At 67.2% G+C, this 14,522-nt stretch carries 13 protein-coding genes; 7 read left to right on the forward strand and 6 right to left on the reverse strand.

Annotation, left to right across the window (positions count from 1 at the left end; translation table 11 throughout):
- Positions 1-39: 39 nt before the first annotated feature.
- Positions 40-2,808: a DNA polymerase I gene (gene polA / locus ACJ7IV_RS14260; protein ID WP_483864941.1), complete on the reverse strand. Its 2,769-nt coding sequence runs from the start codon at positions 2,806-2,808 to the stop codon at positions 40-42.
- 157 nt (positions 2,809-2,965) lie between these two features.
- Here polA and ACJ7IV_RS14265 point away from each other — a divergent pair, with 157 nt between their 5' ends.
- The 3 genes from ACJ7IV_RS14265 to speA all read left to right on the forward strand — a co-directional run bounded on the left by ACJ7IV_RS14265 (position 2,966) and on the right by speA (position 6,212).
- Positions 2,966-3,259 (forward strand): DUF2782 domain-containing protein, encoded by a 294-nt coding sequence (locus ACJ7IV_RS14265; RefSeq protein ID WP_483864942.1) that lies wholly within the window; start codon positions 2,966-2,968, stop codon positions 3,257-3,259.
- 74 nt (positions 3,260-3,333) lie between these two features.
- Positions 3,334-4,293, forward strand: coding sequence for a homoserine kinase (locus ACJ7IV_RS14270; protein WP_483864943.1), 960 nt, complete (start codon positions 3,334-3,336; stop codon positions 4,291-4,293).
- Positions 4,290-6,212: a biosynthetic arginine decarboxylase gene (gene speA, locus ACJ7IV_RS14275; RefSeq protein WP_483864944.1), complete on the forward strand. Its 1,923-nt coding sequence runs from the start codon at positions 4,290-4,292 to the stop codon at positions 6,210-6,212. Before ACJ7IV_RS14270 ends, speA begins: the two co-directional genes overlap by 4 nt.
- A gap of 251 nt (positions 6,213-6,463) precedes the next feature.
- Here speA and ACJ7IV_RS14280 read toward each other — a convergent pair whose 3' ends face one another.
- From ACJ7IV_RS14280 to ACJ7IV_RS14300, 5 genes are all read right to left on the reverse strand, one after another.
- Positions 6,464-7,129, reverse strand: a complete 666-nt coding sequence (locus ACJ7IV_RS14280) for a fumarylacetoacetate hydrolase family protein (RefSeq protein ID WP_483864945.1) — start codon at positions 7,127-7,129, stop codon at positions 6,464-6,466.
- 101 nt (positions 7,130-7,230) lie between these two features.
- On the reverse strand, positions 7,231-8,229 hold the full coding sequence (gene thpD, locus ACJ7IV_RS14285) for an ectoine hydroxylase (protein ID WP_483864946.1): 999 nt from the start codon (positions 8,227-8,229) through the stop codon (positions 7,231-7,233).
- Between the two features lie 175 nt (positions 8,230-8,404).
- Positions 8,405-9,367, reverse strand: a complete 963-nt coding sequence (locus ACJ7IV_RS14290; protein ID WP_483864947.1) for a 5-oxoprolinase subunit C family protein — start codon at positions 9,365-9,367, stop codon at positions 8,405-8,407.
- Complete coding sequence (pxpB, locus tag ACJ7IV_RS14295; RefSeq protein WP_483864948.1) at positions 9,364-10,086, reverse strand: 5-oxoprolinase subunit PxpB; 723 nt, start codon at positions 10,084-10,086, stop codon at positions 9,364-9,366. Before pxpB ends, ACJ7IV_RS14290 begins: the two co-directional genes overlap by 4 nt.
- On the reverse strand, positions 10,083-10,844 hold the full coding sequence (locus ACJ7IV_RS14300) for a 5-oxoprolinase subunit PxpA (RefSeq protein ID WP_483864949.1): 762 nt from the start codon (positions 10,842-10,844) through the stop codon (positions 10,083-10,085). Before ACJ7IV_RS14300 ends, pxpB begins: the two co-directional genes overlap by 4 nt.
- 200 nt (positions 10,845-11,044) lie before the next feature.
- Here ACJ7IV_RS14300 and ACJ7IV_RS14305 point away from each other — a divergent pair, with 200 nt between their 5' ends.
- The 4 genes from ACJ7IV_RS14305 (at position 11,045) to ACJ7IV_RS14320 (ending at position 14,515) form a co-directional block, all read left to right on the forward strand.
- Entirely contained in the window at positions 11,045-12,049 is a 1,005-nt protein-coding gene (locus ACJ7IV_RS14305; RefSeq protein WP_483864950.1) for a TRAP transporter substrate-binding protein, read from the forward strand.
- A gap of 63 nt (positions 12,050-12,112) precedes the next feature.
- Positions 12,113-12,664, forward strand: a complete 552-nt coding sequence (locus ACJ7IV_RS14310) for a TRAP transporter small permease (protein WP_483864951.1) — start codon at positions 12,113-12,115, stop codon at positions 12,662-12,664.
- A 16-nt stretch (positions 12,665-12,680) separates the two neighbouring features.
- Positions 12,681-13,976, forward strand: coding sequence for a TRAP transporter large permease (locus ACJ7IV_RS14315; protein ID WP_483864952.1), 1,296 nt, complete (start codon positions 12,681-12,683; stop codon positions 13,974-13,976).
- Positions 13,977-13,978: 2 nt separating this feature from the next.
- Positions 13,979-14,515, forward strand: coding sequence for a winged helix DNA-binding protein (locus tag ACJ7IV_RS14320; protein WP_483864953.1), 537 nt, complete (start codon positions 13,979-13,981; stop codon positions 14,513-14,515).
- Positions 14,516-14,522 lie beyond the last annotated feature (7 nt).

Consider the following 14,522-nt stretch of genomic DNA (forward strand, 5'->3'; position numbering starts at 1 on the left):
CAGAAACGCCACCGTCTAACGGTGGCGTTTTTTTGATGGTCAGTGGGCCTCGTCCCAGTTCGCCCCACTCTCGGCCTCGACGATCAGCGGCACGCTGAGCTCGGCGGCGGCCTGCATGCGCGCCTTCACCTGCTCGATAAAGGCCTCGACCTGGGCCTCGGCCACCTCGAACACCAGTTCGTCGTGGACCTGCATCACCATCCAGGCGTCCATCTCGCCCTCCTCCAGCCAGGCGGCCACATCGATCATGGCGCGCTTGATGATGTCCGCCGCGGTGCCCTGCATGGGGGCGTTGATGGCGGTGCGCTCGGCGCCCTGGCGGCGGGCGCGGTTCTGGGAGCGGATCTCGGGCAGGTAGAGGCGCCGACCGAACACCGTCTCGACGAAGCCGTCCTCGGCGGCCTGGGCGCGGATGCGCTCCATGTAGCGGGCCACCCCGGGGTAGCGGTCGAAGTAGCGCTCGATCCAGGTCTGGGCCTGGTTGCGTTCGATATGCAGCTGCCGCGACAGCCCCCAGGCGCTCATGCCGTAGATCAGCCCGAAGTTGATCGCCTTGGCGCTGCGCCGCTGGTCACCCGAGACCTTGTCGAGCGCCACCCCGAACACCTCGGCGGCGGTGGCGGCGTGGATATCACGCCCCTCGGCGAAGGCCTCGAGCAGCCCCTTGTCCTCGGAGAGGTGGGCCATGATGCGCAGCTCGATCTGGGAGTAGTCGGCAGCGACGATGCGGTAACCCGGCCGGGCGATAAAGGCCTGGCGGATCTTGCGCCCTTCTTCTGTGCGAATCGGGATGTTCTGCAGGTTGGGATCACTAGAGGAGAGCCGCCCGGTAGCGGTGACCGCCTGGTGGTAGCTGGTGTGCAGCCTGCCGGTGGCCTTGTTGACCAGCCGCGGCAGCTTGTCGGTGTAGGTGGACTTGAGCTTGGCCAGGCCACGGTGCTCCATAATCACCTTGGGCAGCGGATAGTCCAGCGCCAGCTCCTCGAGCACCGCCTCGGCGGTGGAGGGCGCCCCTTTTGGGGTCTTCTTGATCACCGGGATCTGCTGCTCATCGAAGAGGATCTGGCCGAGCTGCTTGGGGGAACCGAGGTTGAACTCGCGGCCAGCCAGCTCGTGGGCCCGCGCCTCCAGCTCGTCGATGCGCTTCGCCAGCTCCTGGCTCTGGTCGTGCAGACGCTGAGGATCCAGTGCCACCCCGGTGCGCTCCATGCGCGAGAGCACCGGCACCAGTGGCAGCTCGATCGCCTCCAGCACCTCGGCGAGCCGTCCCTCGGCCTCGACGCGGGGACGCAGCTCCTTGTGCAGGCGCAGGGTGATGTCGACGTCCTCGCAGGCGTAGGGCGCGGCCTGCTCCAGGGCCACCTGGTTGAAGGTAAGCTGCTTGGCGCCCTTGCCGGCGATCTCCTCGAAGGAGACGGTCTTCTCCCCCAGGTACTTGAGCGCCAGGGAGTCCATGTCGTGGCGCGTGGCGGTAGAGTCGAGCACATAGGACTCGAGCATGGTGTCCTGGAGCGGCCCCGCCACCCGGATGCCGTAACCGGCCAGCACCGAGATATCGTACTTGAGGTTCTGGCCGACCTTGGTCCTGCTGCCATCCTCCAGCAGCGGCTTGAGTGCGGCGAGCACGGCATCGCGATCGAGCTGTTCGGGGGCGTCCAGGTAGTCGTGGGCCAGCGGGATATAAGCGGCCTCCCCCGCTTCCAGCGCCAGCCCCACGCCGACGATCTGCGCCTCCATGTAGTCCAGGCTGGTGGTCTCCAGGTCGAAGCAGAAGGCCGTGCTCGCCTTGAGCCGCTCGAGCCAGGCGTCGAAGTCGGCCTGCGCCAGGATGACATGGTCCTCGCGGGGGGAGCGGCTTTCCGAACCGGTCGCCCCCTCGTCCCCGGCCGGCACCGGGGTGCCGCCCGCCGCGTCGTCGACGCCCTCGTCCCTGCCCTCGAGCAGCTCGGAGAGCCAGGCCCGGAACTCCAGCCGACGATAGAGCTCGAGCAGCGCCTCGCGATCCGGATGGGCGATATCCAGATCGTCGAGTCCCACCGGCAGCTCGCAGTCGGTCTTGATGGTGGCCAGCTGGTAGGAGAGGAAGGCCTGGTCGCGATGCTCCTCGAGCTTCTTCGGCAGGGTCTTGGCGCCGCGGAAGCCCAGCGTCTTGACCTTCTCCAGGTCGGCGTAGATGGCGTCGAGCCCGCCGCCCATGCCCTGCAGCAGGCCGAGTGCCGTCTTCTCGCCCACCCCCGGCACTCCGGGGATGTTGTCGACCTTGTCGCCCATCAGCGCCAGGAAGTCGATGATCAGCTCCGGAGGCAACCCGAACTTCTCCTTCACCCCCGCCACGTCCAGGGTCTCATCCTTCATGGTGTTGACCAGGGTGATATGGGCATTGACCAGCTGAGCCATGTCCTTGTCGCCGGTGGAGATCACCGCATCGCGGCCCGCCTCGGTGGCCCGGCGCGCCAGGGTGCCGATGACATCGTCGGCCTCGACCCCCTCGATGCACAGCAGCGGCAGCCCCAGCGCCCTCACGCAGTCGTGCAGTGGCTGCACCTGGTCGCGCAGATCATCCGGCATCGGCGGGCGATGGGACTTGTACTCCTCGAACAACTCGTCGCGAAAGGTCTTGCCCGGGGCATCGAAGACCACCGCCATGGGGCTGTCCGGATAGTCCTTGATCAGCCGCTTGAGCATGTTGAGCACGCCCTTGATCGCCCCGGTAGGCAGGCCCTCGGAGGTGGTCAGCGGCGGCAGGGCGTGGAAGGCCCGATAGAGGTAGGAGGAACCGTCGACGAGAACGATGGGAGTATCGGCCATGGAGGCATCCATTGCAGCTGAGCGGAAGATGATTCTGGTCAACCATGATACGCATTGCGCGGGCGTTTTGCCGCGGCCAGTGGGCGCAAGCGGTGAGACCCCTTACACTGGGGGCAGGCTCACCATTTCACCGCCCACCGGCGGCCTGGAGGTCACCATGAACGCCCTTCGTTCGCTTTCCGCCCTGCTGCTGGCCCTGGGGCTGACGCTCGCCGCCGCCTCCCCCGCGCTGGCCCAATCCAACGAGAACCTCGAGCCGGACATCACCATCCGCCAGGAGGAGGAGCGCATCATCCGCGAGTACCGGGTCAATGGCGAGCTCTACGCCATCGAGATCCGCCCCTCTGCCGGCCCCTCCTACTACCTGGTCGACCACGACGGCGACGGCAACTTCGAGCGCCAGGAGGGCGACCGCATCGCCGTGCCCGAATGGGTGCTGAAGACTTTCTGATCAGGTAGACGACGCGTGCATCACACTCGCAAGTCGCTACAATAGGCGGCTTGGCATTCCCGGGTGAGAGACACATGGCCGTATTCACACCGCTGACCGAGTCCCAGGTCGAAGCCTTCCTGAGCCGCTTCGACGCCGGCTCACTGGTCTCCCTGGAGGGCGTTCCCGCCGGCACCGAGAACAGCACCTTCTTCGTCAGCACCGACCGGCGCGAGCTTGTGCTGACCCTGTTCGAGCAGGGCGAACACGAGGAGCTGCCGTTCTTCGTCGACCTGCTCGACTACCTCGACGAGCACCGCCTGCCGGTGCCGGGACCGCTGCACGACCGCGACGGCGTGGCACTCCACGACCTGGCCGGCAAGCCTGCCCTGCTCTTCCCGCGCCTGCCCGGCAAACACCCCAGCGCCCCCGACCTGGCCCAGTGTCGCACCCTGGGCGAGACCCTGGGACGCCTGCATCGGGTATCCAGGCACTTCTCCGGCCACCGTCCCAACCCCCGCGACCTCCATTGGCTGCTGCCCATGCACCACAAGGTGCTGGTCTACCTCGCCCCCGAGGACCAGACACTGATGAAGGACGAGGTGGAGACCTACCAGGGGTTCTTCGGCAATGGTCCCGAGCTGCCCCAGGGCGCCCTGCACGGCGACCTGTTCCGTGACAACACCCTGTTCGAGGGCGAGCGCCTGGGCGGCATCATCGATTTCTACAACGGCTGCACCGGGGACCTGCTGTTCGACCTGGCCATCGTCATCAACGACTGGGCCAGCGATGCAGACGGTCGCCTGAATGCCGAGCGCCATGACGCCATCCTCGCCGCCTACCAGGCCCATCGCCCGCTGACCGCCGCCGAGCGCGACGCCTGGCCGATGATGCTGCGCCTGACCGCCCTGCGCTACTGGCTCTCGCGGCTGCTGGTGGTCTACGTCGACCCGCCGGCCCACGACCTCACCCCCCACGATCCCGAGCGGTTCCGCACCATCCTCAAGGCGCGCATCGACCAGGATGCGCTGCCCCTGCCGGAGGCTGATTCATGAGTCGACCCATGGCCAGTTCGGGAAGTCCCGCCCGCCGCGCACGTCGCGTCTGGAACATCGATCAGTGGGGCAGCGGCTACTTCGACGTAGACGACTCCGGCCACGCCCTGGTGCGCCCCCAGGGCAGCGAGGCCGAGGGTCCCGCCCTGCCGCTGGACGACCTGGTCGCCGAGCTCAAGGCCGCCGGCCTGCGCCTGCCGGTGCTGGTGCGCTTCATCGACATCCTCCACGACCGCGTCGAACAGCTGTGCGCCGCCTTCGACACCGCCATGGCCGAGGAGGCCTTCGACGGCGGCTACACCGCGGTCTACCCGATCAAGGTCAACCAGCAGCGCCGGGTGGTGGAGGAGATCCTCGCCACCCCGGAGCGCGGCCGCGACCGCGTCGGCCTGGAGGCCGGCAGCAAGCCGGAGCTGCTCGCCGTGCTGGCGCTCTCCGGTGACGGCCCCTCGCTGATCGTCTGCAACGGCTACAAGGACCGCGAATATGTGCGCCTGGCGCTGATGGGCGAGAAGCTCGGCCATCGCGTCTACCTGGTGGTGGAGAAGCTCTCGGAGCTGCCGCTGATCCTCGAGGAGGCCGCCGCGCTCGGCGTCAAGCCGCGTATCGGCCTGCGTGCCCGGCTGGCCACCGTGGGGCGTGGCCGCTGGCAGAACACCGGCGGCGAGAAGTCCAAGTTCGGCCTTACCGCCAGCCAGATCCTCAGCGTGGTGGAGCAGCTGCGCGAGGCTGACGCCCTGGCCAGCCTGCAGCTGGTGCACTTCCACCTCGGCTCGCAGATCGCCAACATCCGCGATATCCAGCGCGCCCTGCGCGAGTGTGCCCGCTTCTACCAGAGCCTGGTCGAGCTGGGCGCCCCGGTGGACACCGTGGACGTCGGCGGCGGCCTGGGGGTCGACTACGAGGGCACCCGCTCACGCAGCTTCTGCTCGGCCAACTACTCGATGCTCGAGTATGCCCGCAACGTGGTCTACGCCTTCCGCCTGGCCTGCCAGGAGCATGACCTGCCCCAGCCCCACCTGATCAGCGAGTCGGGGCGTGCGCTCACCGCCCACCATGCAGTGCTGATCACCAACGTGATCGGTGAGGAGCGGGTCAGCGACGCCTCCCCCGAGCGCCGGGTCGAGGGCGACCCCCAGGTCGACGAACTGTGGCGCGTCCACGACCTGCTCGGCGCCTCCCCCGACCAGCGTGGCCTGGTCGAGGCCTGGCACGACCTGGTCCAGGCCATGGGTGACCTCCATGAACGCTTCGTCATGGGGCTAACCGATATCACCGCCCGCGCCGAGGGCGAGGCGGTCTACTTCGCCGCCTCCGCGCGGCTGCGGGCGCGCCTCGATACCCGCAACCGGGTGCACCGCGAGATCGGCGACGAGCTGGCCGAGAAGCTCGCCGACAAGCTGTTCGTCAACTTCTCGCTGTTCCAGTCGGTGCCCGACGTCTGGGGCATCCAGCAGATCTTCCCGGTGATGCCGCTCACCGGCCTCGATCAGGAGCCGGTACGCCGCGGCGTGATTCAGGACATCACCTGCGACAGCGACGGGCGCATCGACGGCTACGTGGATGGCCAGGGGGTGGAGACCACCCTGCCGCTGCCCGAGTGGCAGGAGGGTGACGAGCGACTGCTGGGCTTCTTCATGGTGGGCGCCTACCAGGAGATCCTCGGCGACCTGCACAACCTGTTCGGCGACACCGACTCGGTGGACGCCACCCTCAACGACGACGGCAGCTGGACCCTGAGCCATATCCAGCAGGGCGACCGGGTGGCCGATGTGCTCGGCTACGTCAACTTCGACGCCGAGGTGCTGCGCCACAACCTGGCCGAGCAGCTCGCCGCCAGCGGCCTGGAAGAGGCCGAGCAGCGGCGCTTCCTCGATGATCTCTCAGAGGGGCTGGCGGGCTATACCTACCTCGAGTGACTGCGCCAAAAGAGTAGAGCGAGAAGGCGCCGGGGACAGATCGAAGAGGGGGTCCTACGCCAGGGGTGAGAAGCACTGCTTCGAACGGGCTGGCCATGGATGGCCAGCACCGGTCCTGCAAGCGAAGCAGGACGCGAGAGCGAAGCAGAGCGTCGGTAGCGCCCAAGGACGGGTTCACAGCGCCCCATCGACGGTCCGGCGCTCCGGGATCTGTCGCCGGAAAAGCCTCGAGCGACACCTACTGACTAACACTACTCCACCACGCGGGTGGTCACCTGCAGGCCGCCGGTCAGGGTGAAACGCAGCTCGCTGCCGTGCTCCAGCGGGCCGACTCCGGCGGGCGTGCCGGTGAGCACCACGTCCCCCGGCTGCAGGGAGAAGTGGCGGCTCATCTCGGCCAGCAGGGTCGGCACCGGGAAGAGCATGTCGGCGCCCTCGCCATGCTGGCGCGGCTCGCCGTCCACCTCCAGGGTGAAGGAGAGCGCGCTCCAGTTGGGCACCTGGGAGAGCCGCAGGAAGGAGGAGAGCGGACAGGCGCCGTCGAAGGCCTTGGCGATCTCCCAGGGGTGCCCCTTCTCCTTGAGCCGCGACTGGACATCACGCAGGGTCAGGTCGAGCGCCAGCCCGATACCCACCACGGCACGCTCCGCCTCGTCGGCGGTGACGTGGGTGAGCTCCTCACCGATCAGCAGCGCCAGCTCGGTCTCGTAGTGCACCTCACCCCGCGAGAAGGGGGCCTCGATGGGCGACTCCAGGGGCACGGCGCTGGTCGCCGGTTTGATGAACAGCAGCGGCTCATTAGGCACCGGATTATCGAGCTCCCGGGCGTGATCGGCGTAGTTGCGGCCGACGCAGACGACCTTGCCGAGCCGCTCGGGAAAGGCCTGGCCGTCGGTGAAGCGGGGGACAAAGCGCATGGCGCATCTTCTCCTTCTCGTTAGGCGTGCCGCGGGCGCGACAGACCTCCCAGTCTACCGCAGCCCGCGGCACACGCCACAACGCCGCCGTCGCGCGGCCCTTACTCCTCCGGCGACCACGCCTCGTCGGGGGCGTGGGCCAGGAAGGCCGGACGCCGCCCGGGGGCCGCGAAGGGCGCCACGCAGCGATTGTCACGCCGGTTATAGACGAAGAAGGCGTTGCTGCGCGGGTCCGGCGACATGTTGGCATTGGAACCATGCAGCACGTTGCAATCGAACAGCAACAGGCCGCCGGCGGCGCCGGTGGGCGCCTCGATGCCGTGGCGCTCGACCAGCCGGGCAAGCGCCTCGCGGCTCGGCACGCCGAGCTCCTGCTGCTTCAGCGACTGCCGGTGGTTGGCATCCGGCGTCTCGCCCAGGCAGGGCACGAACACTCGGTGGGAGCCCGGAATCAGCATCAGCGGGCCGTTGAAGTGGTGGTTGTCGGTGAGCACGATGGAAGCGCTCACCGCATGCATGGCCGGCATGCCGTCCTCGGCGTGCCAGGTCTCGAAGTCCGAGTGCCAGTTGAAGCCCTTGCCCTCGAAGCCCGGCTTGTAGTTGATGCGCGACTGGTGAACGTAGGGCTCGCCGCCGATGATCTGGCGGGCACGCCCCACCAGGCGTTCGTCGCGGGCCAGGCGGGCGAAGCGCTCGGAGAGGAAGTGCATCGCGAACAGCGAGCGGAGCTCGTTGCCGGAGGGCTCGGTGATGCTGAAGTCGCGATGGCGGTAGTCGGGATTCTCCAGCAGCGCCGCCAGCTCCCGACGCAGCTCGTCGAGCTCCTCGCCGCCGATGAAACCGGGCTCGAACAGGAAGCCCTTGCGGTCGAACTCGTCGAGTTGCGCCTGGCTAAGGGGGCCATCCTCGGCACGCCCCTTCACCACCGCCTCGCGACGGTTGAGCCAGGGCATGTCGAGGGGCTCCGCCAGGCGCGTGGGATAGGGGTCATCACCCGGGCGCGGCGCACTCTTCACGCGGCTCTGTGGGTCCGGCGAATCGACAACGCCATGCTGGTAAACGCTCTCTTGCAGGGTACGCTCAGACGTCTTGACTGACATCCAATCACCTCCTGTGTATCCGTGATCAGTCTCAGCAAAACTCGTGATCCGACGGCAAGACAGCCGTGGGCGACCCCGGGAAGGAGCCGCATGTCATCATCTGGGGATGCCTCGGAAGTATTCAAGGGGCAGTTCGCCCCCGCGATGGACCCCTACCAGCGCGGCCAGGTGCCACTCAGTTACCCGAGGCGATCGCATCACCGACTGCTGCGCGAAAGCCTCGATAGGCAGCCAAGGCGCGCTCGTGGGTCGTGGTTGCCAGGCGCACCTCCTGGCCCGGCAGACACTGGGCCAAACGCGAGGCTGCAAGCGGTGTCAGCGCCCCCAGGCGCGGATAGCCCCCGATCGTCTGACGATCATTGAGCAGCGCAATGGGCTGGCCATCCGGTGGCACCTGTACGGCCCCGAGCCCGATCCCCTCGGAGATAAGCGAGTCGATCCGGCATGTCAGCTTCGGCCCCGTGAGGCGCACCCCCATGCGATCGGCGCGATCATCGATTCGCCAAGGGCGGTTGAAGGCGGCAAACAGACTGTCACCGGTGAAATCCGCCACCTGGGCACCCGGCAGCAACGCCAGGGTTGCCGATTGACTGTAGTCGGGCTTTTCCGGATCAGGAGTCGCCCGCCCCTCGACTCGCCGGCTGGCATCGATGGTCACCGCCAGGCGATCACCCTCGGCGAGCTTGCCGCCGCGTCCATCGAAGCCGCCCAGCCCCTCACGTACCACACAGCTGACGCTACCCAGCACCGGCTCGGCCTGAAAGCCACCGGCGACCGCCAGGTAGGCACGCAGGCCATTGCGCGGTGCGCCGAATACCAGGGTCTGGCCTTCGCGCAGGCTCACCGGCTGCCACGGCGGCAAGGGGCTTCCCTCAAGCGTGGCTCCCAGGTCGGCACCGGCCACCGCGATGGTCAGGTCACGCTCCGCCACCAGGGTCAGGCCACCGAAGGTGACCTCCAGCGCCGGAGAGCCCCAGGCGTTACCCACCAGGCGGTTGGCCCAGGCCCAGCCGTGCAGGTCGGCCGGGCCACCCTGGGTGACACCCAGGCGACGCACACCGAACCGGCCGGCATCCTGCAGCAGGGCCAAGGGGCCGGCACGCTGGACGCGAAACCCGATAACACGCTCTTGACTCATCGAGACGCCTCCACAGGGGTAACATCACCGCCCTGCTGCTCGAAAGTTGCCCGATCCACCGGCACGAAACGCACGCGATCACCCACCTTGAGCAGGCTGAAGCCGTCGCGATCGCGGTCGAACAGGCGCGCCGACGTTCGCCCCAGCAGGTTCCAGCCGCCAGGCGTTACCGCCGGGTAGGCGGCTGTCTGCCGGCCGGCGATGGCCACGCTGTTGACCGGCACCCTCTTGCGCGGGGTATCCAGCCGCGGCACCTCGAGCCGCTCATCGAGCAGCCCCATGAAGGCGAAGCCCGGCGCGAAGCCCAGGGCGAAGACGCGGTACTCCTGCCCGGCGTGACAATCGATCACCGCCTGCACGCTCATGCCCGCGTATCGGGCGACACGCTCCAGGTCCGGGCCCACGCTCGGGTCATACCAGGTGGGCAGCTCGTGAACCTCACCCGCGGCGGCCGCCTCCTCGGGCTCCAGGTCCCTCAGCAACCTCTCCAGCCTCTGTCGCGCCATCAGCGGAGAGAGCCTCAACGGATCGAACACGACCAACAGCGTGGTGTAGGACGGCACCAGGTCAATCAGCGCCTCGCCGAACCCGGCCTCGCAACGCCGCACCAGCGCGCCGAGCCACGCCAGGTTGACCTCGTCGATGCGATCGAACAGCCGCACCATCCAGCCATCGAGGCCCGCCGACTCGATGCGTGGCAAACGCTCACCTTGAATCATGCGACGGCCCCGAGTCGGCCCAGGGCCTCGCGGATCGCCTTGACCGCGGCGATGGACTCGGGATTGTCGCCATGCACGCAGAGGGTGTCGGCGGCCAGGATCAGTTCGCTGCCGTCACTGGCGATCAACGGCTTGCCGCTGGCGATACGCACCGCCTGGTCGACGATCACCGCAGGATCATGGTGCACCGCGCCCAGTTCACGCCGCGAGACCAGCCGCCCAGCGCCGTCGTAGGCGCGGTCGGCGAAGGCCTCGAACCACAGGGTGACACCATGCTCGGCGGCCAATTCTCTTACCGCACCGGTATCCCGGGTCGCCATGGTCATCAGCGGCAAGGCTGGATCGAAGGCCAGGATCGCCTTCATCACCGCACTCATGATCTCGGGGTCACGCGCCATGTCGTTGTAGAGGGCACCGTGGGGCTTCACGTAGCTCACCGTAAGCCCCTCGGCGCGACACACCCCGGCCAGGGCTCCGAGCTGGTAGAGCACCAGGTTCTCCACCTCCTCGGAGGAACAGGCCAGGGAACGGCGACCGAAGCCCACCATGTCCGGATAGGCAGGGTGGGCGCCGACCCGCACCCCGTGCCGTGCCGCCAGCCGCACCGTCATGCGGATCACGTCGGGATCCGAGGCATGAAAGCCGCAGGCCACGTTGGCCAGGTCCACATGGGGCATGACTTCATGATCCATCCCCATCACCCAGGGACCGAAGCTCTCTCCCATATCGGCATTGAGCAGCAAGGGACGTGACGGCATGGGCCTCTCCTGATCGAAGTTTCTCAGTGAATTTATCAACGTTTTACCGATAACACATCATCCATTCGTCTAGTTAACGTTGACGAAGTCAATGGCGGCCACCTAACCTCGCCCCATCATCAACGGCTACACTCAGAGCGTAGTCGGTGACCTAGCCGATGTGACCCGGACAACAACGAACACTCAACGAGGACCTTTCGATGCCTGCGATCCAATCCCGTCTTTCTTGCCTGGCCACTGCCGCGGTCCTGGGCGCCAGCCTGACCACCCTCTCCACGGGCGCCGTTGCCGCCACCGAGTGGGACATGCCGACGCCCTACGGCGATCGCACCTTCCACACCGTGAACATCCGCGAATTCGCCGATGACGTGCGTGAAGCCACCGATGGCGAGCTGGATATCACCGTGCATTCCAATGGCTCGCTGATCGGCCATGCCGAGATCAAGAATTCCGTACGCCGCGGCATCGTGCCCATGGGCGAGGTGATCATGTCCCGCCTGGCCAACGAGAACCCCATCTTTGAGGTGGACTCGGTGCCCTATCTGGCCGCGAGCTACGAGGATGCGTGGACGCTTTGGGAGGCCTCCCGCGAGATCATCGCCGAGGAGCTCGAGCAGCAGGGCCTGCGCCTGCTGTTCGCCGTGCCGTGGCCGCCCCAGGGCATCTACACCAACCAGGCCGTAGAGAGCGGCGATGACCTCAGGAACCTGAGCATGCGCGCCTACAACACCGCCAGCGAGCGCATCGCCCAGCTGGTCGGCGCGGTACCCACCCAGGTGGAGGTCCCCGATATCCCCACCGCCTTCAGCACCGGGCGTGTCGAGGCCATGATCACCTCCCCGGCCACCGGCGCCGACACCAAGGCCTGGGACTACCTGAGCCACTTCAACCATGCCCAGCTGTGGCTGCCCAAGAACATGATCATCGTCAGCGAGAAGGCCTTCTCTCGCCTCGATGAGACCACCCGGGAGGCGGTGCTCGACGCGGCCGCCGAGGCCGAGACCCGCGGCTGGGAGATGAGCCGCCAGGAGACCGACGACGCCCTCGCCGTACTCGAGGAGAACGGCATCGTGGTCAGCGAGCCCAGCGAGGCACTGGCCGAGAAACTCAAGGAAGTGGGCGAGACCATGACCCAGGAGTGGGTCGAGAGCGCCGGCGAACAGGGTCAGGCGATCCTCGAGGCCTACCAGAGCGCCCGGGAGTAATCCCGACTCGACCGCCCCGGCTTGCCGCCGGGGCGATCCTGAACCGTCCACGGGATACTCGCCATGACCTATCGACTACGTCCCCTCTACAACCTCGGCGGCTACCTGTCCGCCGCCTGCCTGACCCTGATCTGCCTGCTGATTACCGCCCAGATCGTGGGCCGCATCATCGACCAGATCGCCACCGCCATCGGCGGCGAGCGCATCGGCCTGGCGATCCCGGGGCTCTCCGATATCTCCGGCTTCCTGCTGGTCGGCGCCAGCTTCCTGGGCCTGGCCTACACCTTCGTGCATGGCGGCCATATCCGCGTGACCCTGCTGATCGGGCGGCTGGCCCCGGCGGCACGCGCCTGGGTCGAGGTATTCTGCCTCTCCATCGCCCTGGCCCTGTGCCTCTACCTGGCCTGGAACCTCTACTGGCTGCTCGCCGACAGCATCGCCTTCAACGAGACCTCCTATGGCCTGGTCAGCATACCGCTGTGGATTCCCCAGTCGGCCATGATCACCGGCGTGGTGCTGTTCTGCCTGGTGCTGATCGAGAGCTTGCTGCAGACGCTGAACGCAGCGATCCGTCACCCCCATAGCTTCACCATCGACGACAGCGGCCACGAGTGAGCCCCGGAGAACCACCATGCTACTGATGATGACCGTGCTCTTCGGGGCCCTACTGCTGCTGCTCGGCAGCGGGGTCTGGGTGGGCTTCTCGCTGCTCGCCCTGGGCTGGATCGGCCTCTCCCAGTTCACCTCGATTCCGACCGGCGACGTCATGGCCTCGGATATCTGGGGCTCCAGCTACAGCTGGGAGCTGACCGCCCTGCCGATGTTCATCTGGATGGGCGAGATCCTGTTCCGCTCGCGCCTGGCCGACGACATGTTCACCGGCCTGTCGCCCTGGATGCAGCGCATCCCCGGTCGCCTGCTGCACACCAATGTGGTGGGCTGCGGGCTATTCGCCGCGGTCTCCGGCTCCTCGGCGGCCACCTGCGCCACCATGGGCAAGATGACCATCCCCGAACTGACCCGCCGCGGCTATGACGAGAGCCTGGTGATCGGCACCCTGGCCGGTTCCGCGACCCTGGGCCTGCTGATCCCGCCCTCGATCATCCTGATCGTCTTCGGTGTGGCCACCGACCAGTCCATCTCGCGCCTGTTCATGGCTGGCATCCTGCCCGGGCTGATGCTGATCTCGCTGTTCGGCCTCTACCTGATGCTGTGGTCCTGGCGCTATCCCGATCGCGTCCCCCCTGCCGAGGAGCGCCTGCCGCTGGCGGAGAAGCTGCGCCGTGCGCGCCGCCTGATCCCCATGCTGGCCCTGATCATCGGCGTCATCGGCTCCATCTATACCGGCCTGGCCTCGCCCACCGAGGCGGCCGCGGTGGGCGTGGTGCTCTCGCTGCTCCTGGCTCGCATCCAGGGCAACATGGATCGCACGACGTTCCGCGATGCCCTGCTCGGCGCGGTGCGTACCTCGACGATGATCGCCTTCATCCTCGCCGGGGCCTCCTTCCTGACCGCCGCCATGGGCTTCACCGGGCTGCCCAGCGACCTGGCCGCCTGGATCGGCACCCTCGACCTCTCGCCCTGGATGCTGCTCGCCGCGCTGACACTGTTCTTCATCCTGCTGGGCTGCTTCCTGGACGGTATCTCGGTGGTGGTACTGACCACCTCGATCATGCTGCCCATGGTGGAGGCGGCGGGTATCGACCTGATATGGTTCGGGATCTTCCTGGTGATCGTGGTGGAGATGTCGCAGATCACGCCGCCGGTGGGGTTCAACCTCTTCGTGCTCCAGGGCATGACCGGACGCAACATCCTCTCCATCGCCTGGGCTGCCATGCCGTTCTTCTTCCTGATGATGCTCGGGGTGGTGCTGATCAGCCTGTTCCCCGCGATCGTCACCTATCTGCCCAACGCCATGAGCAACTAGACATGCCCGCATCCTCCGCTTCCTCCCTCAAGGGCCGCACCAGCGGCCCGATCGTCTCCTCGGAACACCTTTCCCACCGGGCCCAGGAGCAGTCGGAGTTCGAGTTCGGCCTGATCATCGCCTCCCACGCCTTCACCCGCTGGATGGTGCGCTGCATGACCGCCGCCGGCTTCCCGGAGCTGGGGCCGCTGGATGTGCTGGTGCTGCATAGCGTCAACCATCGCGAACGGGCCAAGCGCCTGGCGGACATCTGCCTGGTACTCAACGTCGAGGATAGCCACACCGTGACCTATGCCCTCAAGAAGCTCGCCAAGCTCGGGCTGGTGCACGGTGAGAAGCACGGCAAGGAGACCTTCTTCAGGACCACCGAGGAAGGACGCAGCACCTGCCAGCGCTACGCCGAGATTCGCGAGGACTGCCTGATCGAGTCGCTGTCGTCGCTGGGCATCGAGCCCGAGGAGACCAGCCGCCTGGCGGGCATGCTGCGGGCGATGTCGGGGATCTACGACCAGGCCGCCAGGGCGGCGGCCTCGCTGTAGCCAGCTG

Source organism: Halomonas sp. C10-5 (genome assembly GCF_057169305.1).